General features: G+C 67.2%; 25 protein-coding genes and 1 tRNA gene. 8 read left to right on the plus strand and 18 right to left on the minus strand.

What is annotated here, in order from left to right; translation table 11 throughout:
* Positions 1-108: 108 nt before the first annotated feature.
* Positions 109-185, minus strand: a tRNA-His gene (locus tag B5V46_RS13260).
* Between the two features lie 168 nt (positions 186-353).
* Here B5V46_RS13260 and B5V46_RS13265 point away from each other — a divergent pair.
* Complete coding sequence (locus B5V46_RS13265; RefSeq protein ID WP_080617042.1) at positions 354-575, plus strand: DUF6324 family protein; 222 nt, start codon at positions 354-356, stop codon at positions 573-575.
* On the opposite strand, the gene B5V46_RS13270 is transcribed toward B5V46_RS13265, so the two are convergent.
* The 6 genes from B5V46_RS13270 to B5V46_RS13295 form a co-directional block, all read right to left on the minus strand.
* The gene (locus tag B5V46_RS13270) at positions 532-1,032 is read right to left on the minus strand and encodes an MmcB family DNA repair protein (RefSeq protein WP_080617043.1); all 501 of its coding nucleotides are present in this window, start codon (positions 1,030-1,032) and stop codon (positions 532-534) included. The genes B5V46_RS13265 and B5V46_RS13270 overlap by 44 nt on opposite strands.
* A 395-nt stretch (positions 1,033-1,427) precedes the next feature.
* Complete coding sequence (locus B5V46_RS13275) at positions 1,428-1,757, minus strand: hypothetical protein (RefSeq protein ID WP_080617044.1); 330 nt, start codon at positions 1,755-1,757, stop codon at positions 1,428-1,430.
* A gap of 314 nt (positions 1,758-2,071) precedes the next feature.
* On the minus strand, positions 2,072-2,545 hold the full coding sequence (nusB, locus tag B5V46_RS13280) for a transcription antitermination factor NusB (protein ID WP_080617045.1): 474 nt from the start codon (positions 2,543-2,545) through the stop codon (positions 2,072-2,074).
* Positions 2,542-3,081, minus strand: a complete 540-nt coding sequence (locus B5V46_RS13285; protein WP_080617046.1) for a 6,7-dimethyl-8-ribityllumazine synthase — start codon at positions 3,079-3,081, stop codon at positions 2,542-2,544. Before B5V46_RS13285 ends, nusB begins: the two co-directional genes overlap by 4 nt.
* A gap of 3 nt (positions 3,082-3,084) precedes the next feature.
* Positions 3,085-4,194, minus strand: coding sequence for a 3,4-dihydroxy-2-butanone-4-phosphate synthase (gene ribB / locus B5V46_RS13290; protein WP_080617047.1), 1,110 nt, complete (start codon positions 4,192-4,194; stop codon positions 3,085-3,087).
* A 463-nt stretch (positions 4,195-4,657) separates the two neighbouring features.
* Positions 4,658-5,263: a riboflavin synthase gene (locus B5V46_RS13295; protein ID WP_080617048.1), complete on the minus strand. Its 606-nt coding sequence runs from the start codon at positions 5,261-5,263 to the stop codon at positions 4,658-4,660.
* Between the two features lie 452 nt (positions 5,264-5,715).
* On the opposite strand from B5V46_RS13295, the gene B5V46_RS13300 reads away from it, so the two are divergent.
* Entirely contained in the window at positions 5,716-6,846 is a 1,131-nt protein-coding gene (locus B5V46_RS13300) for a polysaccharide biosynthesis/export family protein (protein ID WP_231119117.1), read from the plus strand.
* Between the two features lie 81 nt (positions 6,847-6,927).
* Here B5V46_RS13300 and ribD read toward each other — a convergent pair whose 3' ends face one another.
* The 3 genes from ribD to B5V46_RS13315 all read right to left on the minus strand — a co-directional run bounded on the left by ribD (position 6,928) and on the right by B5V46_RS13315 (position 8,907).
* Positions 6,928-8,001, minus strand: coding sequence for a bifunctional diaminohydroxyphosphoribosylaminopyrimidine deaminase/5-amino-6-(5-phosphoribosylamino)uracil reductase RibD (ribD, locus tag B5V46_RS13305; RefSeq protein WP_080618057.1), 1,074 nt, complete (start codon positions 7,999-8,001; stop codon positions 6,928-6,930).
* 23 nt (positions 8,002-8,024) lie between these two features.
* Entirely contained in the window at positions 8,025-8,492 is a 468-nt protein-coding gene (gene nrdR / locus B5V46_RS13310) for a transcriptional regulator NrdR (protein WP_080617050.1), read from the minus strand.
* 166 nt (positions 8,493-8,658) lie between these two features.
* Positions 8,659-8,907, minus strand: coding sequence for a DUF167 domain-containing protein (locus B5V46_RS13315; protein ID WP_080617051.1), 249 nt, complete (start codon positions 8,905-8,907; stop codon positions 8,659-8,661).
* Positions 8,908-9,015: 108 nt separating this feature from the next.
* On the opposite strand from B5V46_RS13315, the gene B5V46_RS13320 reads away from it, so the two are divergent.
* The 4 genes from B5V46_RS13320 to B5V46_RS13335 all read left to right on the plus strand — a co-directional run bounded on the left by B5V46_RS13320 (position 9,016) and on the right by B5V46_RS13335 (position 12,323).
* Positions 9,016-9,606 carry a nitroreductase gene (locus B5V46_RS13320; protein WP_080617052.1) on the plus strand — a complete coding sequence of 197 codons (591 nt, stop codon included), beginning with the start codon at positions 9,016-9,018 and terminating at the stop codon, positions 9,604-9,606.
* A complete protein-coding gene (locus B5V46_RS13325) occupies positions 9,603-10,307 on the plus strand; it encodes an EI24 domain-containing protein (protein WP_155774057.1) in 705 nt (234 codons plus the stop codon). Before B5V46_RS13320 ends, B5V46_RS13325 begins: the two co-directional genes overlap by 4 nt.
* A gap of 101 nt (positions 10,308-10,408) precedes the next feature.
* Positions 10,409-11,572 carry an alpha-hydroxy acid oxidase gene (locus B5V46_RS13330; protein WP_080617054.1) on the plus strand — a complete coding sequence of 388 codons (1,164 nt, stop codon included), beginning with the start codon at positions 10,409-10,411 and terminating at the stop codon, positions 11,570-11,572.
* Between the two features lie 127 nt (positions 11,573-11,699).
* On the plus strand, positions 11,700-12,323 hold the full coding sequence (locus B5V46_RS13335) for a 50S ribosomal protein L25/general stress protein Ctc (protein WP_080617055.1): 624 nt from the start codon (positions 11,700-11,702) through the stop codon (positions 12,321-12,323).
* Between the two features lie 58 nt (positions 12,324-12,381).
* Here the strand turns inward: B5V46_RS13335 and B5V46_RS13340 are convergent, their stop codons facing one another.
* A complete protein-coding gene (locus B5V46_RS13340; RefSeq protein ID WP_080617056.1) occupies positions 12,382-12,921 on the minus strand; it encodes a hypothetical protein in 540 nt (179 codons plus the stop codon).
* Positions 12,922-13,145: 224 nt separating this feature from the next.
* Positions 13,146-13,457 (minus strand): antibiotic biosynthesis monooxygenase, encoded by a 312-nt coding sequence (locus B5V46_RS13345; RefSeq protein ID WP_080617057.1) that lies wholly within the window; start codon positions 13,455-13,457, stop codon positions 13,146-13,148.
* A 94-nt stretch (positions 13,458-13,551) separates the two neighbouring features.
* Between B5V46_RS13345 and pth the strand changes: the two genes are divergently transcribed.
* A complete protein-coding gene (pth, locus tag B5V46_RS13350; RefSeq protein WP_080617058.1) occupies positions 13,552-14,256 on the plus strand; it encodes an aminoacyl-tRNA hydrolase in 705 nt (234 codons plus the stop codon).
* Positions 14,257-14,281: 25 nt separating this feature from the next.
* Positions 14,282-14,662 (plus strand): DUF2237 family protein, encoded by a 381-nt coding sequence (locus tag B5V46_RS13355; RefSeq protein WP_080617059.1) that lies wholly within the window; start codon positions 14,282-14,284, stop codon positions 14,660-14,662.
* Between the two features lie 3 nt (positions 14,663-14,665).
* Here B5V46_RS13355 and trpB read toward each other — a convergent pair whose 3' ends face one another.
* From trpB to rpsA, 6 genes are all read right to left on the minus strand, one after another.
* Complete coding sequence (trpB, locus tag B5V46_RS13360; RefSeq protein ID WP_080617060.1) at positions 14,666-15,895, minus strand: tryptophan synthase subunit beta; 1,230 nt, start codon at positions 15,893-15,895, stop codon at positions 14,666-14,668.
* A 62-nt stretch (positions 15,896-15,957) separates the two neighbouring features.
* A complete protein-coding gene (locus B5V46_RS13365) occupies positions 15,958-16,308 on the minus strand; it encodes a hypothetical protein (RefSeq protein ID WP_080617061.1) in 351 nt (116 codons plus the stop codon).
* Positions 16,305-16,961: a phosphoribosylanthranilate isomerase gene (locus tag B5V46_RS13370; RefSeq protein ID WP_080617062.1), complete on the minus strand. Its 657-nt coding sequence runs from the start codon at positions 16,959-16,961 to the stop codon at positions 16,305-16,307. Before B5V46_RS13370 ends, B5V46_RS13365 begins: the two co-directional genes overlap by 4 nt.
* Before the next feature lie 10 nt (positions 16,962-16,971).
* Positions 16,972-17,337, minus strand: a complete 366-nt coding sequence (locus B5V46_RS13375; protein WP_080617063.1) for a lipopolysaccharide assembly protein LapA domain-containing protein — start codon at positions 17,335-17,337, stop codon at positions 16,972-16,974.
* A gap of 16 nt (positions 17,338-17,353) precedes the next feature.
* On the minus strand, positions 17,354-17,635 hold the full coding sequence (gene ihfB, locus B5V46_RS13380; RefSeq protein WP_080617064.1) for an integration host factor subunit beta: 282 nt from the start codon (positions 17,633-17,635) through the stop codon (positions 17,354-17,356).
* Positions 17,636-17,919: 284 nt separating this feature from the next.
* The gene (gene rpsA / locus B5V46_RS13385; RefSeq protein ID WP_080617065.1) at positions 17,920-19,602 is read right to left on the minus strand and encodes a 30S ribosomal protein S1; all 1,683 of its coding nucleotides are present in this window, start codon (positions 19,600-19,602) and stop codon (positions 17,920-17,922) included.
* Positions 19,603-19,843: the final 241 nt, after the last annotated feature.

Genomic DNA, 19,843 nt, shown 5'->3' on the forward strand with positions numbered 1-19,843 from the left:
GCGCCTCCCGGCCAGATCCGGGAAACGCATGGCAGCAGGCCCCATGCCGCTGGCGCTGCGGCTGGGCTCCATCGGGGCGGTCAGGGATATCATGTGAAAGGGGGAGAATGGTACCGCCTCCCCGGCTCGAACGGGGGACCCCCAGATCCACAATCTGGTGCTCTAACCAACTGAGCTAAGGCGGCACTGTTCGGGCGATTTAGCGCCCCCTCGCCACGATTGCAAGACCCGTTCTCGACCGAAACCGACCATCGCGCCGCAGAGATCCGTACCGGTCCGCCCCCGCCCCGCTCTTGCCAGAGCCGGGGCAAAGCGCTACCCCGACCCCCTGAACATCCCGAGGGAAAAGTGCCATGGGCATCGACAAGCAAAGCGACTTCGCCGCCAATCTGCAGATCGGGCCGACCAGCCTTGGCATGGTGCGGATCTATATCGAGGGCGAGGGGCTCGAGATCCCGATGGATTTCGACCCCGAAGAAGCCGAGGACATCGCCGAGGAGCTGCGCGCCGCCGCGGCCCAGGCCCGGATGATCACCGAGAAGAAGAAGGGCAAGGGCGCCAAGCCGAAGGGCTGAGTCCCGGCCCCGGATCGCGCAGCGCCTGCAGACGCAAGGCGGCGTGGCGGGCAAAGCTGCACGTCAGCACCTTTCGGCGCGACGGCGCCAGACGCCGCTCGGGCGCCTCGCGCAGGACCTCGGCGCCATAGCCATCCGCGACGATCAGCCCGGTATCGGACGGCAGAAGGTCGACGGGAAAATCCGGCCCGACCGCCCAGAAGAAACGGTCGCACCAGTCGAGATATCCGCTCCATTTATGGTCCGAGGTGAAATCCGCACGGCTCGACTTGCACTCGACCACCCAGATCTCGCCCTTCGGCCCCAGAGCCATCACATCGACCCGAAGTCCCGGTGCGGGCACGAATTCCTCGACGCAGGCAAGACCGAGATCGCGCAGATGGCGGCAGACGCCGCGGGCCAGAAGCTGGCCCGGAGCGAGCGGCGCGGAAAGCGGTTGGGAAACCGGATCGGGCATGGGCGTGACAATGATCGAGCCGCCGTCTCTCGACAAGGCTTGCCGTCGGCCTCCCGGCATCCTATCTCTGGCCGAGGCGGGGTCTGCCCTTCCCGTGCAGAGGCCGAATTCCGGTGGCCTTAAGCAAATCCGAGGGAGCTGGCTCTGTCCGGATCCTGGTCCGGTTACCTGGCGCCCACCTGTAGTAACAGGTCCTCGGGAATTAAAATGCCTCCACGTTTGCGGTGGTCCCGCCCGTTCCCCTTCCGCCCGGCCCATAGATGGCCTGCCCCCAGGGCAGGCCAGGGTCGTTGACGGCCTGCCTCCGGGCAGGCAGGGGCCGGCGACATGGCATGAAAAATGGCGGCCCGAAGGACCGCCAGGGAAAATGCATCAGAAACGAAAGGAGCGGCGCGTCAGCGCCGCATCCGGCGTTCATCCTTGACCGGCACCGGGATCGGCACCAGAACATCGGCGAGGCCGTGCACCGGCCCGGACCGGCGACGGCCGCTGTCGGGACCGTCGTCCCGGGCCATCGCCATCACCGCGATGCCGAACTGCACGCCGGCGAAGACCACGCCATTGAACAGGAAAAGCAGCAGAGCCGCGAGCCAGCCCCCCGAGACACTGGTCACGAGGTGCCACAGATTGGCGACGTCGAAATACATGAGAAGGCCGACGAACACCCCCGACAAGGCGAACCCTGTGGCGGCCTGACGGATGTATAGGGTCACGAGCTTTGGCATCGCTGTCTCCGTTCCTTGCTCCAAATAGGTAGCCATTCCCGGAAGGATTCCAAGAGGAAACTTGAAGCGTCGTCGGTCATCCCGCCCCGGCGCAGCGTCCAGCCGCTGGCTTCCGTAACGTCATCATGGGGCTGGAAGGGTTAAGAGAGCGTTACCGAAACCCTGCTCCGGACGAAACGTCCCCGCGTCTCTTCCGAGGGCGCGCCTGAACAATCGAAAGATAGACAGAACACAAGGCTGAAGCCGGAAACGACGCAACGGGGCCCGCCTCAGGCAAAGGGCCCCGGGGAGAAAGGGCCGGGCCGGACCCGGGCTCAGAACGCCTCGGGCCGCGCCTCGCGGGCCATGTGGTCGAGCACAGCGTTCACGAATTTGGGCTCGCGCCCCTCGGGAAAGAAGGCCTTGGCGACATCGACATATTCGGTGATCACCACCTTCGGCGGCGCCTTCGCCGCGACAAGCTCGGCCCCGGCAGCCCGGAACAGCGCCCGGAGCGTCGGGTCGATCCGGGCGATCGGCCATTTCGCCACCAGCGCGCGGTCGGTCATCTGGTCGATCTTCGCCTGCCAGTTCACTGCGCCCTCCAGCGTCGCGCGAAAGAGATCGACATCGCCCTCGGCAAGCTCTTCGCCCTCTTCATAGCCGACCCCGAAGCGCCAGGTCTCGAATTCGCGCCGCACGGTGTCGACATTCTGGCTGGACTGCTCCATCTGGAACAGCGCCTGCACCGCGTAAAGCCGGGCAGCGGACCGCATCTGGTTGCGGTTGGGTTTGCGGGCCCCGGTCATGCGCGGTCGCTCCCCTCGGCGATCTGGATCCCGCCCGAGGGACGGAAGCCGACGCCCTTGGTCTCGCCGCTCCAGCGCCGGGCCAGCGCGATCAGATGCAGCGCCGCAGCGGCCGCGCCGCCGCCCTTGTCCATATCCGCCGGATCGGCGCGGCGCAGCGCCTGTTCGCGGTTCTCGACCGTCAGGATGCCATTGCCGATCAGCGCGCCCTGCAGCCCCAGCAGCGTCAGCCCGCGCGAGCTGTCATTGCAGACGGTCTCGTAATGGGTGGTCTCGCCCCGGATCACGCAGCCCAGCGCGACATAGCCGTCATAATTCGACAGCCGGTGCGCCAGCGCGATGGCGCTGGGGATCTCGAGCGCGCCGGGCATCTCGACCAGCTCATGCGCGGCCCCCGCGGCCTCGAGCGTCGCGACCGCCCCGGCGATCAGCATGTCGGCAATGTCGCGGTAGAACGGCGCGACCACGACCAGCAGTTTCGTCGGCCGGTCGAAGGCGGGCAGCGCCAGCGCGTGATGCGGATCCTGTTCGGCCATGGCTCAGCCCTCCCTGGCAATGCTGCGGGTCCCCTCGATCGAGAGCCCGTAAGCCTCGAGCCCCACCACGCGGGGCAGCGGCGAATTGGTCAGAAGCACCAGTCGGTGCAGGCCGAGCGCGGCCAGGATCTGGGCGCCCAGCCCGTATTGGCGCAGGGTCTGCGGCGAGGCCGCGCCATCGAGCACGAGCTTCATCGTGGTGTCGCGCAACAGCACGACGACGCCCCGACCCTCGGCGGCGATCATCTCCATCGCGGTGGCAAGCTCGCCCGCGGGATGCGGTCCGAGCCCCAGCACGTCCTGCAGCGGATCGAGCGCATGCATCCGCACCAGCACCGGCGCCTCGGTGGTGATGTCGCCCTTGACCAGCACCACATGTTCGGCGCCCTGGGTCTCGTCGGTGAAGACCCGCATCTCCCAGTCGCCGCCATAGGCCGAGGTGACATGGCGCACCTCGCGCTCGTTCACCAGATTGTCGTGGCGGCGGCGATAGGCGATCAGGTCCGAGATGGTGCCGATTTTCAGGTTGTGACGCTGGGCGAAGGCCACCAGATCGGGCAGTCGCGCCATGGTGCCGTCCTCGTTCATGATCTCGCAGATCACGCCCGCGGGATTCAGACCGGCCAGGCGCGACACATCGACGGCGGCCTCGGTATGGCCCGCGCGGACCAGCACGCCGCCATCGCGGGCGCGCAGCGGAAAGACATGGCCCGGCGTCGCGATATCGGCCGCGCCCTTGCCCGCGTCGATGGCGACAGCCACGGTCCGGGCCCGGTCATGGGCGGAAATGCCGGTGGTCACGCCCTCGCGCGCCTCGATCGAGGTGGTGAAGGCGGTCTCGTGGCGCGAGGAGTTCTGCGAGGCCATCAGCGGCAGGCCCAGCGCATCGACCCGCTCGCCTGTCAGCGTCAGACAGATCAGGCCCCGGCCATGGGTGGCCATGAAATTGATCGCCTCCGGCGTGGCCATCTGGGCCGGGATCACCAGATCGCCCTCGTTCTCGCGATCCTCGTGGTCGACAAGGATGAACATGCGCCCGTTACGCGCATCCTCGATGATCTCCTCGATCGAGGAGATCGCGTCCTGATAATTTGGCTCGCCGATATCGTGCATGTCGTCCACCTGTTCCGAAGCCCGCCTATTAGCGCGGTCGGGACAGATTGGAAAGAACCCGCAGTGCCGGTTCGCCCGAAAACGCAGCGCGTCCCGGACACCCCGAGCGTCCCGAATGCCCCGGAGATAACCTGCAGGGGCCCCGCCCCACCGCCGAACCCGGCCAGAAAGCCGCGACAGAAGACCGGGCCAGACGACCGGGCCAGACGACCGGGCCAGTGGAACGCGGCGCCGTCGGTTGTCGCCCGGTCCCTTCCCGGGGCGCGCCGGTGGGGCCCATGCGGCGACCGCCTCGGGGCCAGTTCGAACACCGTCTCGAACACCGTCCCGGGCCGCGCATCTGTCGATGAGAAACGGATCCGGCGGCACGCCACGGTTCGCGAGCGCCTCTGTTCAGCCCCCCGCGCCCGGCGATGCCCGCCCCCGGCCCGGGCCCGAGGGCCAGCCGACAGCCGCGCCGGGTTCAGGCCGCGTCATATTCCCTGAGCCGCGCGACATAGCGCGCCATGGTATCGATCTCGAGATTGATCCGGTCACCGACCTGCGCCAGCCCCAGCGTGGTGGCCTCGCTGGTATGCGGGATGACGTTTATCCCGAAGCGAAGGCCCTCGACCTCGTTCACCGTCAGCGAGATCCCGTTCAGCGCGACAGACCCCTTGGGCGCGATGAACCGCGCCAGCGCCTCGGGCGCCTCGAAGCTCATCCGGGTGCTGTCGCCCTCCCCGGCCATGGCCACCAGCTCGGCCACCCCGTCGACATGGCCCGAGACGATATGGCCGCCAAGCTCGTCGCCCACCCTGAGCGCGCGTTCGAGATTGATCCGCGTCCCCTCGGCCCAACCGCCGATATTGGTCTTCGAAACGGTCTCGGCCGAGATCGAGACCGCAAACCAGGCGCCCTCCCCTGCAGGGCCGCGATCGGTCACGGTCAGGCAGACGCCATTGCAGGCGATCGAGGCGCCGATATCGATGCTGTCGGCGGCATAGGCGCAGTCGATACGGGCGGTCAGATCGCCCTTCATGGTCAGCGCGCGAACGGTTCCGATATCGGTGATGATGCCGGTGAACATGGTCGGGCTCCTTGCAGCACGGGTTCGGTTCCGACCTATCGCCTGCGGCCACGCGGAGCAAGCGGCACGCGGCGTGGAGGCGGCGCGGCAGCGCCCGGCCCCATGCACGAGCAGCCAGCCTTCCGCCCCGGACACGCCCGGACGGCAGGCCCCGGATCCGGCACCCGGCCTCCGAAGCGACAGCGGCCCGCCCGGGCGATGTCGGCCGCGGCTTGCCGGATGTCCCGGGGCCCCGATGACCGCCGAACCCGGCCCGCGCCCGCCAGCCTGCCCCCTCGTCGGCGAAGAAGGGCGCGCAACGGCGGCAGGCCACGGCCGCGGCACTGCGACAACACCTTGCAGGCGATCCGCCGCGCAAGAGGCTCGCCCGTCTGGTCTTTCCTGGCGGCTTTGTCTAGCCTGCGCCGGAAAGCGCGAGTGAATCGCCGCATGCAGGGACAAGGGACAGCTACGTGACGACGCTACTCGCCCGCGGGGCACGGATCCTCGTTCTCTTCGGATTGCTCGCCGCCACCGCTGCCTGCGGCCTGCCCCGCCCGGGGCCGAGCAAGCCCGAAATCTTCGACGGATCGAGCCTGCGCGACGGCGATGCCTTCGTCGTCGCGGTCAATGACCGGGTGACCCGGGCGACCGCCGTGGTGCCCGCCAGCGGATTTCCTCCCGCCTTCCTGAATGCCGCCCCGATCGGATCGGACACGATCCGCGCGGGCGACACGCTGGGCCTGACCGTGTTCGAGAATGTCGATGACGGGCTGCTGGCGCCAAGTGAAAGCAATGCCGCGACGCTGACCCAGCTGCAGGTCGACAGCACCGGCCATATCTTCATCCCCTATGCCGGGCGCATCCTGGCCGCGGGCAGCACGCCCGAGGGGCTGCGCAAGAAGATCACCGAAAAGCTCGATGTCCAGACCCCGGACCCGCAGGTGATGGTGACGCGTCTGGCAGGCGATGGCGCCACGGTCTCGGTGTCGGGCGGCGTCGGCAAGCAGGGCGTCTTCCCGATCGAACGGCCGAGCCGGACGCTCTCGGGCATGCTGGCCACCGCCGGCGGCCTCGTGATCCCGCCCGAGATCGCCCAGATCACCGTGATCCGGGGCAAGTCACGCGGCCAGATCTGGTTCGAGGACCTCTATGCCGATCCGAAACTCGACATCGCGCTGCGCAATGGCGACCGCATCCTCGTCGAGGAGGACACCCGCGACTTTACCGCCCTGGGCGCGACGGGGCGGCAGAGCAACGTGCGTTTCATCACCCAGAGCATGTCGGCGGTCGAGGCGCTGGCACAGGTCGGCGGCCTCAGTTCGGCCCTGGCCGACCCGACAGGGATCTTCGTTCTGCGCAACGAACCCGAGGAGATCGCGCGCCAGGTGCTGGGACGCGACGACCTGACCGGGGAACAGCGCATCGCCTATGTGCTGAACCTGACCGAACCAACGGGACTGTTTCTCGCCCGCGATTTCGCGATCCGCGACGGCGACACCGTCTATGTCACCGAAGCGCCCTATGTCCGCTGGGTCAAGCTGCTGAGCGTCATCACCGGAACCGCAGGCGCCGCCCGCAACGTTTCGGCCTCGGTCAACTGAGGCCGCTGAAGGGGCCGACACGGTGCCCAACACGGGGCCTGCGCGTCTTCCGGGGCGGTTCACGGCCGCAACGGGCCGCGCTCAGTCCCGGGTCCAGACATGAAGAAGATCGGGGCCGAGCGGGCGGGTCCCGGCCAGCGCAAAACGCGGTGCCTCGGCCAGATGCGCAAGCTCCAGCGGACCGATCGCCGCCCGCCCCTCGGCGCCCAGCGCAAGCCCGGCGGTAAACCCGATCAGCTCGTCGACGAGCCCGGCCCCGAGCAGCGCCGCGGCGAGACTGCCACCGCCCTCGCAGAACACCCGGGTCAGCCCTGCCGCACCAAGTGCGGCCAGCAGCGCGGCCGGATCGAGCCGCCCTCCGGCACCGGTCGCGACCTCGATCAGCCGGGCGCCCCGCCCCTGCCAGGCAGAGCGGCGCGCCGGATCGGCCCCCGCCCCGTGACACAGCCAGAGCGGGGCCTCGGCGACGCTGGCGGCCAGCGCGCCGGTTTCGGGCAGATCGAGCCCCGAGGCGCAGATCACCCGGACCGGGCGATGCGCGATGCCGAGCCCGCGCACGGTCAGCACCGGGTCGTCGGCCCGCGCCGTGCCACCGCCCACCATCACCGCATCATGGGACGCGCGCAGCGCATGGACATGGCGGCGCGCCTCGGGCCCGGTGATCCAGCGGCTTTCGCCCGAGGCGGTGGCGATCCGGCCATCGAAGGAGGTGGCAAGCTTGAGCGTGACCATCGGCCGCCCGGCATTGCGGCTGAGCAGGAAGCCGCGGTGATCTCGCGTCGCGGCCTCGGCCAGAACCCCGGTCTCGACCGCGATGCCCGCCGCGCGCAGCAGCGCATGGCCGCGCCCCGCGACCCGCAGATCGGGATCCTCGAGCGCGGTCACGACCCGCCCGACGCCCGCCGCGATCAGCGCCTCGGCGCAGGGCGGGGTCTTGCCGTGATGGGAACAGGGCTCGAGCGTGACATAGGCGGTGGCACCCCGGGCCCGGGCGCCGGCCTGGGCCAGCGCCTGCGGCTCGGCATGGGGCCGTCCGCCCGGCGCGGTCCAGCCGCGTCCGACGATCCGTCCCTCGCGCACCAGCACGCAACCGACCGCCGGGTTCGGCCATGTCCGCCCCTTGCCGCGCGCGCCAAGCGCGAGCGCAAGCGCCATGAACCGGGCGTCGGCCCCGGCGCTCACGCGTCCGGTGCGGCCGATGGCCTCAGTTCGCTCACGAACTTGTCGAAATCGCCCGCTTCCTGGAAATTCTTGTAGACGCTGGCGAAGCGCACATAGGCCACGGTGTCGATCCGGGCCAGCGCCTCCATCACGATCTCGCCGATCACCTTCGAGACGATGTCGGTCTCGCCCATGCTTTCAAGCCGCCGGACGATGCCCGACACCATCTGATCGACACGATCCGGGTCGACCGGGCGTTTCTGCAGCGCGATGCGGATCGAGCGTTCCAGCTTGTCTCGGTCGAAATCCTCGCGGCGGCCGCTGGACTTGATGACCACGAGATCGCGCAGCTGCACGCGCTCATAGGTGGTGAAGCGCCCGCTACAGGCCGGGCAGAAACGGCGGCGCCGGATCGCGACATGATCCTCGGCGGGCCGGGAATCCTTCACCTGGGTGTCGATGTTTCCGCAGAACGGGCAGCGCATGAGCTCTCTCTCGGGCACAACGTAAACTTATCCACAGGCACTATAGGGGAGCCTCTAGGATTTGGGTAGGGGCCAATTTGCGCACTACATCTTGAGTGCCGGGTTCCCGGCAACGCCGGGTCTCGCCAGAGCCCGCTCACGGCCCGGGGCAGGCTGGAGAACCAGGCTAGAGAACGCGGAACAGCTTGTCGCGCGCGGTCTGTCCGCGCACCAGCTCGAGCCGCGATTTCGGCACGCCCACCGCCTTCGACAAGAGCTTCGTCACCGCCGCATTGGCCTTGCCGTCCTCGGGCACCACGGTGACATAGACCCGGATCTGGCCCTCCTCGGCGACGATGCGGGCGCGCGAGGCCTTGGGCGTCACCCGCACCGCGATTTCGGTGCCGGGCACCGCAAGATGGCTGAGATCGGTCATGCCGCCTTGCTGCCGCGACCTCCCGCGCCCGTCAAGCCGGACTTGCTCCCCACTTGACCCACCTGCCCGCACCGCCGACATAAAGACCGCCAAAGAAGGAGCTGGCCCATGCCCGACCCCCGCCCCGAGGTGCTCGATTTCCTGCTGACCCGCCGCTCGCGGCCCGCCAAGACGCTGGCCGGACCGGCACCGGATCGCGAGATGCTGACCCGGATCCTGACCGCCGCCGCCCGCAGCCCCGATCACGGCAAGCTGGAGCCCTGGCGCTTCATCGTTCTGGAAACGCCCGCTCTGAGGCGACTGGCTACGCTTGTCCGCGCGCGAGGTCAGGGGCTCGGACAGGCGCTCGGCCTGCCGCCCGAGGCGATTGAGAAGGCGGCCTCGGCCTATGCCCAGAGCCCGCTTGCCGTCGTGGTGGTGGCCTCGCCGAAAGCCTCGCCCAAGGTGCCCGAAATCGAACAGCTGCTGTCGGCGGGCGCGGTCTGCCTCGGGCTTCTGAACGCCGCCGAAGCCGCGGGCTGGGGCGCCAACTGGCTGACCGGCTGGCCTGCGCATGAGCGCACCGTGCTGCCCGAGGCGCTGGGGCTCGGCGCGGCCGAGACCATCGCGGGCATCATCCATGTCGGCACCCAGACCGTGGCGCCGCCCGACCGGCCGCGCCCCGATATCGCCGCGATCACCGAATGGGTGTCGGAATGATCCTCACCGCCTTTCTCAAGACGCTGGGCCAGATCGGCGACCGGGCCTTCCGCCGGGTGCTGCTGCTTGGCATCGGGCTGTCGGTCCTGCTGCTGGCCGCGATCTATGCCGTGATCTTCTTCCTGATCGGCTGGCTCGTGCCCGACAGCCTGACCCTGCCCTGGATCGGCGAGATCACCTGGGTCGACAACATCCTGTCGGGCGCGTCCTTCCTGCTGATGATCGTGATGTCGGTCTTTCTGATGGTGCCGGTGGCCTCGGCCTTTACCGGCATCTTCCTCGACGACGTCGCCGAGGCGGTCGAGATGCGCCATTATCCCGACTTGCCGCCCGCGACCCCGATCCCGGTTCTCGACCAGATCCGCGACAGCCTGGGCTTTCTCGGCGTTCTGCTTGGGGTCAACCTGGTGGCGCTGGTCCTGTATTTCTTCGTCGGACCGTTCGCGCCCTTCCTGTTCTGGGCGGTGAACGGCTTCCTGCTCGGGCGGGAATATTTCCAGATGGCGGCGACGCGCCGGCTCGGGCGTCAGGGGGCGCGCGATCTGCGCCGCCGCCATGGCGCCACGATCTTCCTCGCCGGTCTGCTGATGGCAGTGCCGCTGAGCCTGCCGCTGGTGAACCTGGTGATCCCGATCCTCGGCGCGGCGGTCTTCACCCATCTGGTCAACCGCCTGATCGACGCCCGCCGCGCCCCGGCCTGACCGGCGGCGGATGGCGGGCGCCGCCGCCGCGGCCCCGGCAATGGCCGTTGCGACGCGCTCCGGCGATTGGTAATGCCGTCTTACCAAAGCGAGAGAAAACCATGCCCGTCATCACCTCGATCGAAGACCTGCACCGGATCTACCGGCGCCGCGTGCCCAAGATGTTCTATGACTATTGCGAGACGGGCAGCTGGACCGAACAGACCTTCCACGACAATTGCTCGGATTTCGGCAAGATCCGGCTCCGGCAGCGGGTCGCGGTCGACATGGAGGGCCGCTCGACCGCGACGCAGATGATCGGACAGGACGTGGCGATGCCGGTGGCGCTGGCGCCGGTCGGCATGACCGGCATGCAGGCGGCCGATGGCGAGATCAAGGCCGCCCGCGCCGCCGAGAAATTCGGCGTGCCCTTCACGCTCTCGACCATGTCGATCTGTTCCATCGAGGATGTCGCGGCCCATACCCGACAGCCGTTCTGGTTCCAGCTTTACGTGATGCGCGACCAGGACTATCTCGCGAGCCTGATCCAGCGCGCGAAGGATGCCAACTGCTCGGCCCTGGTGCTGACGCTCGATCTGCAGATCCTAGGGCAGCGCCACAAGGACCTCAAGAACGGCCTGTCCGCCCCGCCCAAGATGACGATCCCGACCATGGCCAACCTGGCCACCAAATGGGGCTGGGGGCTCGAGATGCTGCAGACGAAACGCCGCTTCTTCGGCAACATCATCGGGCACGCCAAGGGCGTGACCGACGCCTCGTCGCTGGTCGAATGGACCGCCGGCAATTTCGATCCGCGGCTAGACTGGTCGCAGGTGAAGAAGCTGAAGGAGGACTGGGGCGGCAAGCTGATCCTGAAGGGCATTCTCGATGCCGAGGATGCGCGCCGCGCGCTCGATGTCGGGGCCGATGCGATCATCGTGTCGAACCATGGCGGGCGCCAGCTCGACGGCGCGCTGAGCTCGATCCGCGCCCTGCCCTCGATCCTGCGCGCGGTCGGCGACCAGATCGAGGTGCATGTCGATGGCGGCATCCGCTCGGGGCAGGACGTGCTGAAGGCGGTCGCGCTGGGGGCCAAGGGCACCTATATCGGGCGCGCCTTCATCTATGGCCTCGGGGCGATGGGCGAGACGGGCGTGACCCGGGCGCTCGAGGTGATCCACAAGGAGCTCGACACCACCATGGCGCTTTGCGGGCGCAAGAGCATCGACGGTCTCGACCGCGACATCCTGCTGGTCCCGAAGGATTTCGAGGGCGAGTGGGCCTGAGCTGGGTCTGAACTGGGCCTGAGCGGCTCATTTTTGCCCTTCCCAACCGGCCGCCGCTCGGCTATGGGCACGGCTTCATCGGGCATACACCCTTGGAGGATGCCCATAACCTTAGGAGAACAGACCAATGGCTGGTGAGATCCCTGATCTTAACGCCACGGTACGGACGGGGACAGGCAAGGGGGCCGCTCGTCAAGCACGCCGTGAGAACCTCGTCCCCGGTATCGTCTATGGCGGCGGCGCCGAGCCGCTTCCGATCAACCTCAAGTACAACGAGCTGCTGAAGCGCCTGAAGGCGGGCCGTTTCCTCTCGACGCTGTTCAACCTGAAGGTCGACGGCCAGGAAGACGTGCGGGTGATCTGCCGCAGCGTGCAGCGCGACGTGGTCAAGGACCTGCCGACCCATGTCGACCTGATGCGGCTGCGCCGCACCTCGCGGATCAATCTCTTCATCCCGGTCGAGTTCGTGGGCGAAGAGAAATCCCCGGGCCTCAAGCGCGGCGGCGTCCTTACGGTCGTCCGTCCCGAGGTCGAACTGGTGGTCACCGCCGGCGACATCCCGGAAAAACTGACGGTCGACGTCTCGGCGCTGAACATCGGCGACATCGTCCACATCTCGGACATCGCGCTGCCCGAAGGCACCACGCCGACCATCACCAGCCGCGACTTCGTGATCGCCAACATCTCGGCGCCGTCCGGCCTGCGCTCGGCGGACAACGAAGAAGACGAAGCGGAAGCGGGCGAAGAATAATCGCTCTGCCTTTCGACAGATCCGAACGGGGCCCGGCGGGCCCCGTTTTCATGCGCGCTCAGCGCATCCTCGCATCCTCACGCCCCAGCAGATCGGGGTCGATCGACCCGAAGACCCCCGGCAGCCGCATGCAGAGCCGGCGCATCTCGGTCGCCCCGGCGCTGCCAGCGGGCGTCGAGACCCCGTCGGGCCACCAGGCCGCCGCCAGGGCCTCCTGGCTGTCGGCATCGATCCGCGGACGCAGATAGCGCCGTTCGAAGGCCTCGACCCAGCCGAGTTGCAGCCAGAGCGTCTGCCGGTCGGACGACCAGGTGCCCGGCCCCACCAGGCGATCGAGCCTGCGCCAGTGCTGCGCGATCAGATCGCGTGCCCAGGACGTGCAGAGAATGCCGACCTTCAGCCGCGCCGTCGCAACCTCGTCGGACAGATCGGCGGGCGCGTCCTCCCATTCGCCTGCCACCGCCTCGGCCAGTCGCGGATCGACCGCAGGCGCCGCCGAGCCGGCCCGGGCCGGACCGTTCGAAAGAGCGAGCCCCAAAATCAGCAGGACCGCCAGCCCGAGTGGCGTCGGAAATGAAGACAGGAGCGGAATACGCATGGGGCCATGCCTCGCCGTTTGGATCTGTCCCGCTTCGGAGACATGCCGGAGAGGGTGGCAGCCGGGCCTTTCCAAAGGGTTTCCATCCCCCGGACAACGCAACGCACGGTCGGGCCCGGCCCGCGGCAACGCAAGGTCAAGCCATTGCTGGCCATGGGCTATTCACGAAAGAGCGCCGGGACGGGTCCTGCCGTTCCGGCATTGTTCCGGGCCGCTACGGCGGCTCAGCCCAGCGACTGGACCGATTCGAAAACCTCCAGCTCGGGCGGCTCCAGATACATGTCGGAGGGCCCCTTCGCCCCCTTATGCGCGGCGCGGAACGCCTCGGAGCGGGTCCAGGCGGTGAAGGCCGCCTCGCTCTCCCAGAAGGTATGCGAGGCATAAAGCCGGCTGGTCTCGGTTGCGGGCCCCTTCAGAAGATGAAAACCGACGAACCCCGGCACCGATGTCAGATGGCTGTCGCGGGTCTTCCAGACCGCCTCGAACGCCTCCTCGGCGCCAGGTTTCACCTTGAAACGGTTCATCGTCAGATACATGGGTCGCCTCCTCTGGTCCGGATCAGGCCGGTTCTGGCCTTTTGCCGCAGTTCAGGGCATCAAGGGGCAAAGAGCAAGCGGCAGGAGATCACGAATGCGTCTCTTCGTGGGCCTCGGGAATCCGGGCGCGCAATATGCGGGCAACCGGCACAATATCGGCTTCATGGCGGTCGAGCGGATCGCCGAAGACCATCACTTCCCGCCCTGGCGGGCCAAGTTCAAGGGGCAGACCGCCGAGGGGCGGCTGGGCCCGGAGAAGGTGATCCTGCTGAAGCCAGAAACCTACATGAACCTGTCGGGCGACGCGGTTCAGGCGGCAGTGCAGTTCTACAAGCTCACCCCCGCCGATGTGACGGTCTTTCATGACGAGCTGGACCTCGCCCCGGGCAAGTGTCGGCTGAAATCGGGCGGCGGGCATGCGGGCCATAACGGGCTGCGCTCGATCCACCAGCATCTGGGGCCGGATTACGAGAGGGTGCGGCTGGGCATCGGCCATCCGGGCCACAAGGACCGGGTGTCGGGCTATGTGCTGTCGGATTTCGCCAAGGCCGACCGCGACTGGCTGGACGATCTGCTGCGCGGCCTCTCGGAGGGCGCCGCCGATCTGGCACAGGGCGAGGGCGCGCGGTTTCTGAACGCGGTGGCGCGCCGGGTGGCTCCGTCCCGGAACGGGACGATGCCCCCCGGGGCCGCACAGGCAGCCCAGAAAACCCCTGCCGCGCCGCGCCCGGACAAGGCCGAGGCGGCAGCGGAGGATGACCGCACGCCGCTGCAAAGGCTCGCCGACCGGTTCCGCTAGGACGCATCGGCAGAAGAGAGGGACCATGACCGACGCAAAGACGCCTTCGGTGAACGTATTCAGCGGGCCGCTAGCCCCCTGTTCCACGGCGCCCATGACCGGCTTTTTCCGCAACGGTCACTGCGACACCTGCCCCGAAGATACCGGGCGCCATACGGTCTGCGCGGTGATGACGGCCGAATTCCTGGCCTATTCCAAATATGTCGGCAACGACCTGACGACCCCGCGCCCCGAGTTCGGTTTCGTCGGGCTGAAACCGGGCGACAGCTGGTGCCTCTGTGCCGAGCGGTTCCTGCAGGCCCATGACGAAGGCTGCGCGCCCAGGGTCAGGCTTCAGGCCACGCATCTCGATGCGCTGGAGGTGGTGCCGCTGGAGGTCCTGCGGCTCCATTCCGACGAGGACTGAGGCTCAGCCCTCGCCCATATCGAAGCCGAGATGCCGGGCCACGGCAAAGATGTCCTTGTCGCCCCGGCCGCACATGTTCATGCAGATCAGGTGATCGGCCGGAAGATCGGGCGCGATCTTCACCACATGGGCCAGCGCATGACTAGGCTCGAGCGCGGGGATGATGCCCTCGGTCTCGCAGCAGAGCTGGAACGCGGCCAGCGCCTCGCGGTCGGTGATCGAGACATAGTCGGCCCGGCCCGTATCATGCAGCCAGGCATGTTCCGGCCCGATGCCGGGATAGTCGAGCCCGGCCGAGATCGAATGGCCCTCGAGGATCTGCCCGTCCCCGTCCTGCAGAAGATAGGTGCGGTTGCCATGCAGCACGCCCGGACGCCCGCCGGTCAGAGAGGCGCAATGCTCCATCTTCTCGTCGACGCCATGGCCGCCGGCCTCGACCCCGATGAGGCGCACCTCCTTGTCGTCGAGGAAGGGGTAGAACAGCCCCATCGCATTCGAGCCGCCGCCGATGGCCGCGACCAGCGTGTCGGGCAGACGGCCCTCGGCCTCGAGCATCTGGGCCTTGGCCTCGGTGCCGATGATCGACTGGAAGTCGCGCACCATGGCCGGATAGGGATGCGGCCCGGCGACCGTACCGATGCAGTAGAAGGTGTCGCGCACATTGGTCACCCAGTCGCGCAGCGCGTCGTTCATCGCGTCCTTCAGCGTGCCCCGGCCCGAGGTGACGGGCACCACCTCGGCGCCCAGCAGGCGCATGCGGAAGACGTTGGGCTTTTGCCGCTCGACATCGGTGGCGCCCATGTAGACCACGCATTTCAGACCGAACTTGGCGCAGACCGTGGCGGTCGCGACGCCATGCTGGCCCGCCCCCGTCTCGGCGATGATCCGTGTCTTGCCCATGCGGCGCGCCAGGATGATCTGGCCCAGCACGTTGTTGATCTTGTGCGCGCCGGTATGGTTCAGCTCGTCGCGCTTGAAATAGACCCTGGCCCCGCCCAGCCGCTCGGTCAGGCGTTCGGCCAGGTACAAGGGCGAGGGGCGGCCGACATAATGCTTCCACAGGAAGTCCATCTCGGCCCAGAAGCTGTCATCGGTCTTGGCGTGCTCGTATTGCGCCTCGAGTTCGAGGATCAGCGGCATCAGCGTCTCGGAGACGAAGCGGCCGCCGAAGATGCCGAACCGGCCATTCTCGTCAGGGCCGGTCTTGAAGGAATTCAGGATGTCATCGGGCATGGAAGCCTCCCGCGCGGGTCAGTCGCTCTTGCCTACTGGCGCGGAAGGCCCGCGGCAAGGGGTCAGCGCGGGTTTGCGGTTTCGCGGCAGAAGATCTGCGTCGCGACCCCGTAACAGACCCCGTAGCTGCGCCCGCCCAGCGACACATCGGCCTGCGAGAAAACCACCTTGTCGGCATAGTCGAGCGAGATCATCGAGCCGATAAGCTCGGCGCACTGGGCCCGGCCGAGCTTGCAGGTCGCCAAGAGCACGGCGCTCGCCGGGTTGCCCTCGGCCTCGGGATCGGCGCTGTCGATCCGGTCGAGCAGACGCTGTTGCAGGGCCGCCTCGAAGTCTGCCTCGGTCGGTTTGGTGAAGGCCAGCGCCAGCCCGGCAATGGCCAGAAGCGCGATCAGTCCCAGAAATCCTCTCATGGTCCCTCCGTGCCGCCCGCAGCGGCGATGAACCGGCCCATCAGGGCCTCGTCCTTGACCCCGGGCGACGTCTCGACGCCCGAGGACACATCGACCTGGCGCGCGCCGGTCAGCGCGATGGCCTCGGCCAGATTGGCAGGCGTGAGCCCGCCCGCCAGCATCCACGGAACCGGCCAGCGCCGCCCGGCGATCAGCCGCCAGTCGAAGGCCAGCCCGTTGCCGCCCGGAAGCGCCGCCCCCTTCGGCGGCCTGGCATCGACAAGGATCTGGTCGGCGACCCGTGCGTAATCGGTCAGGGCAGGCAGATCGGCCTCGGTCGCGACACCGACCGCCTTCATCACCGGCAGCCCGAACCGGGCGCGGATCTCGGCCACTCGGGCGGGGCTTTCCCGCCCGTGCAATTGCAGCATGTCGATCGGGACGCGATCAAGCAGTGTCTCGAGCGCGGCATCGTCGGCATCGACCGTCAAGGCCACCTTGGCAAGACCGGGAGGTACCGCCAGGGCAAGTCCGCGCGCCGTCTCGGGGTCGATGTTGCGCGGAGAGCCCGGGAAGAAGACGAAGCCCAGATAGGACGCACCAAGACGGGCCGCCGCCGCCACCGCGGCAGGCGCGGTGAGCCCGCAGATCTTGACCCGGATCGCGTCCGACATCGGCCCGCCCCTACCGGGCGCTCCCGTCCTGTTCGATCAGGGCCAGAACCTCGTCATGGCCATCCTTGCGCCGCTTGTCGGCCTTCAGCCGGTCAAGCTCGCGCTGCATCCGTGCCGCTTCGCGCCGCTGGCGCGAGGCCACGGAGCGATGCTTGCTTTCGCGCAGCCATTCCCAGAAGAACCCGACCAGCAGGCCCAGCAGCATGCCGCCGAAGCCGACCGCGTAAAGCGGAACCTCGGCCGTGACCTGGAAACCGGAATAGGTCGCCATGTCCTCTGGCAGCAGTCTCACCGAGACCGGATCGAGATTGGCGGTTGCCACGACCACGAGGCAGATGGCGAGCAGGGCGAGAAACAGATAGCGTATCAGGCGCATCGCGGAGACTCGATTGTTATTTGTCGTTAAGCCGATCACGTAGCAGCTTGCCGGTCTTGAAGAAAGGCACGCATTTCTCGTCAACCTGCACAGACTCGCCGGTGCGCGGATTTCGCCCGGTCCGCGAGTCACGCTTCTTGACCGAGAACGCACCGAAACCGCGAAGCTCCACCCTGTCTCCCCGCGCCATGGCCGAGATGACCTCTTCAAAGATGGTATTCACAATTCGCTCGACGTCCCGCTGGTAAAGATGCGGGTTCTCTTCTGCAATTTTCTGGATCAATTCCGAACGGATCATCTGATATCTGTCCCTGTTCTAGGCCATCGCCGATTATGCCCGGCTGAGGCTTTGGGACTATAGCCGTGAAACCGGTGCCTGCGAAACAGAAACCCATTGAAAAGACGCGTGAAAGCGCTTGAATCGCCCCAGAGCCGCAACCGTGGGACGAGCATTCCTGAATTGACTTTGGGGAAAGGGATGTGCCGGCCGGGCAGGCGCGCGACTCACCCGTGTCGATTCGCAAAAAAGAACCGGCCCCGCAAAGCCTGCAGGGCCGGTCCCGATCGGTTGGAGAGACCGGCTTAGCGGTCGTCGCCTTTCAGCGCGGCGCCCAGGATGTCGCCCAGCGAGGCACCCGAATCCGAGCTGCCATACTGTTCCACGGCTTCCTTCTCTTCGGCGATCTCGCGCGCCTTGATCGACAGGCCCAGACGGCGGGTCTTGGTGTCGATATTGGTCACGCGGACGTCGACATGGTCGCCCACCTGGAAGCGCTCGGGGCGCTGTTCGGAGCGGTCACGCGACAGATCCGAGCGGCGGATGAAGGATTTCATGCCTTCGTATTCCACCTCGATGCCGCCATCCTCGATCGCGGTGACCGCGACGGTGATGATCGAGCCGCGTTTCACGCCGCCCACGGCTTCGGCAAAGGGGTCGCCTTCGAGCGCCTTGACCGAGAGCGAGATCCGCTCCTTGTCGGTGTCGACCTCGGTGACGACGGCCTTGACCACATCGCCCTTGCGGTAGTCCTGGATCGCCTCTTCGCCACGCTGGTCCCAGCTGAGGTCGGAGAGGTGCACCATGCCGTCGATGTCGTTGTCGAGGCCGATGAACAGACCGAATTCGGTGATGTTCTTGACTTCGCCTTCGACCTCGGTGCCGACCGGATGGGTTTCCGAGAAGACTTCCCACGGGTTGCGCATGGTCTGTTTCAGGCCCAGCGACACGCGGCGCTTGGCGGTGTCGATCTCCAGCACCATGATGTCGACTTCCTGGCTGGTCGAGACGATCTTGCCGGGATGCACGTTCTTCTTGGTCCAGGACATTTCCGAGACGTGAACCAGCCCCTCGACACCCGGCTCCAGCTCGACGAAGGCGCCGTAATCGGTGATGTTGGTCACGCGGCCCTTGTGGACGGTGCCCAGCGGGAACTTGGCTTCGACGGTATCCCACGGGTCGGCCTGCAGCTGTTTCATGCCGAGGCTGATACGATGGGTTTCCTTGTTGATCTTGATGACCTGAACCTTGACGGTCTCGCCGATCGACAGGATTTCCGACGGATGGTTGACACGGCGCCAGGCCATGTCGGTGACGTGCAGCAGGCCGTCGACACCGCCCAGATCCACGAAGGCGCCGTATTCGGTGATGTTCTTGACCACACCGTCGACCGCATCGCCCTCGTTGAGCTTGCCGATGATCTCGGCGCGCTGTTCGGCACGGGACTCTTCGAGGATGGCGCGGCGCGAGACTACGATATTGCCGCGGCGACGATCCATCTTGAGGATCTGGAAGGGCTGTTTCAGGCCCATCAGCGGGCCGGCATCGCGCACCGGGCGCACATCGACCTGGCTGCCGGGCAGGAACGCGACGGCACCGCCCAGATCGACGGTGAAGCCGCCCTTGACGCGACCGAAGATGGCGCCTTCGACGCGCTGGTCTTCGGCATAGGCTTTTTCCAGACGGTCCCAGGCCTCTTCGCGGCGGGCCTTGTCACGGCTGATGACGGCTTCGCCCCGGGCGTTTTCGACACGATCCAGGTAGACCTCGACCTCGTCACCGACGGTGACTTCGGGGGCCTCGCCCGGATTGGAGAATTCCTTCAGATCGACGCGGCCTTCCATCTTGTAGCCGACATCGATGATGGCCTGACCCGCCTCGATGGCGATGATCTTGCCGCGGACAACGCTGCCTTCGGACGGCGTGTCGATTTCGAAGCTTTCGTTGAGGAGGGCTTCGAAGTCCTCCATGGATGCGCTTTGAGCCATGTGGTCTCAGGTTTCCTTTACGAACTGTTTTCTGGCCGGGCGGTTGTCTCCGCCGGTCTTGGATTGGTCAGTGCGGGCGCCATTCCGTATAACAAAGAGGGCCGGAGAACATATCCGACCCCTGCTCGCCTTCGTCACCGGCATTTTCGCCTTTTCGACCCGCGCTAATTATAGTGTTTCGGGCCGCCCCGCAAGGGGGGGCAGACCCTGCCCCCGGCATTCCTGCAAGGTCGTTCCGGGC

It is taken from the genome of Rhodovulum sp. MB263, assembly GCF_002073975.1.
GTDB lineage: Bacteria > Pseudomonadota > Alphaproteobacteria > Rhodobacterales > Rhodobacteraceae > Rhodovulum.

Bases quoted from the DNA above. Each gene is read 5' to 3' on its own strand.
- B5V46_RS13325 (WP_155774057.1), top strand. From the start codon at position 9,603: ATGATCCTCACCGCCTTTCTCAAGACGCTGGGCCAGATCGGCGACCGG.
- B5V46_RS13270 (WP_080617043.1), bottom strand. From the start codon at position 1,032: ATGCCCGATCCGGTTTCCCAACCGCTTTCCGCGCCGCTCGCTCCGGGC.
- B5V46_RS13265 (WP_080617042.1), top strand. From the start codon at position 354: ATGGGCATCGACAAGCAAAGCGACTTCGCCGCCAATCTGCAGATCGGG.
- nusB (WP_080617045.1), bottom strand. From the start codon at position 2,545: ATGACCGGGGCCCGCAAACCCAACCGCAACCAGATGCGGTCCGCTGCC.
- B5V46_RS13355 (WP_080617059.1), top strand. From the start codon at position 14,282: ATGACCGACGCAAAGACGCCTTCGGTGAACGTATTCAGCGGGCCGCTA.
- ribD (WP_080618057.1), bottom strand. From the start codon at position 8,001: ATGGCGCTTGCGCTCGCGCTTGGCGCGCGCGGCAAGGGGCGGACATGG.
- B5V46_RS13285 (WP_080617046.1), bottom strand. From the start codon at position 3,081: ATGGCCGAACAGGATCCGCATCACGCGCTGGCGCTGCCCGCCTTCGAC.
- B5V46_RS13345 (WP_080617057.1), bottom strand. From the start codon at position 13,457: ATGTATCTGACGATGAACCGTTTCAAGGTGAAACCTGGCGCCGAGGAG.
- B5V46_RS13375 (WP_080617063.1), bottom strand. From the start codon at position 17,337: ATGCGCCTGATACGCTATCTGTTTCTCGCCCTGCTCGCCATCTGCCTC.
- B5V46_RS13315 (WP_080617051.1), bottom strand. From the start codon at position 8,907: ATGACCGATCTCAGCCATCTTGCGGTGCCCGGCACCGAAATCGCGGTG.
- B5V46_RS13340 (WP_080617056.1), bottom strand. From the start codon at position 12,921: ATGCGTATTCCGCTCCTGTCTTCATTTCCGACGCCACTCGGGCTGGCG.
- B5V46_RS13370 (WP_080617062.1), bottom strand. From the start codon at position 16,961: ATGTCGGACGCGATCCGGGTCAAGATCTGCGGGCTCACCGCGCCTGCC.
- B5V46_RS13320 (WP_080617052.1), top strand. From the start codon at position 9,016: ATGCCCGACCCCCGCCCCGAGGTGCTCGATTTCCTGCTGACCCGCCGC.
- pth (WP_080617058.1), top strand. From the start codon at position 13,552: ATGCGTCTCTTCGTGGGCCTCGGGAATCCGGGCGCGCAATATGCGGGC.
- trpB (WP_080617060.1), bottom strand. From the start codon at position 15,895: ATGCCCGATGACATCCTGAATTCCTTCAAGACCGGCCCTGACGAGAAT.
- B5V46_RS13330 (WP_080617054.1), top strand. From the start codon at position 10,409: ATGCCCGTCATCACCTCGATCGAAGACCTGCACCGGATCTACCGGCGC.
- B5V46_RS13275 (WP_080617044.1), bottom strand. From the start codon at position 1,757: ATGCCAAAGCTCGTGACCCTATACATCCGTCAGGCCGCCACAGGGTTC.
- ribB (WP_080617047.1), bottom strand. From the start codon at position 4,194: ATGCACGATATCGGCGAGCCAAATTATCAGGACGCGATCTCCTCGATC.
- B5V46_RS13365 (WP_080617061.1), bottom strand. From the start codon at position 16,308: ATGAGAGGATTTCTGGGACTGATCGCGCTTCTGGCCATTGCCGGGCTG.
- rpsA (WP_080617065.1), bottom strand. From the start codon at position 19,602: ATGGCTCAAAGCGCATCCATGGAGGACTTCGAAGCCCTCCTCAACGAA.
- ihfB (WP_080617064.1), bottom strand. From the start codon at position 17,635: ATGATCCGTTCGGAATTGATCCAGAAAATTGCAGAAGAGAACCCGCAT.
- B5V46_RS13335 (WP_080617055.1), top strand. From the start codon at position 11,700: ATGGCTGGTGAGATCCCTGATCTTAACGCCACGGTACGGACGGGGACA.
- B5V46_RS13295 (WP_080617048.1), bottom strand. From the start codon at position 5,263: ATGTTCACCGGCATCATCACCGATATCGGAACCGTTCGCGCGCTGACC.
- nrdR (WP_080617050.1), bottom strand. From the start codon at position 8,492: ATGCGCTGCCCGTTCTGCGGAAACATCGACACCCAGGTGAAGGATTCC.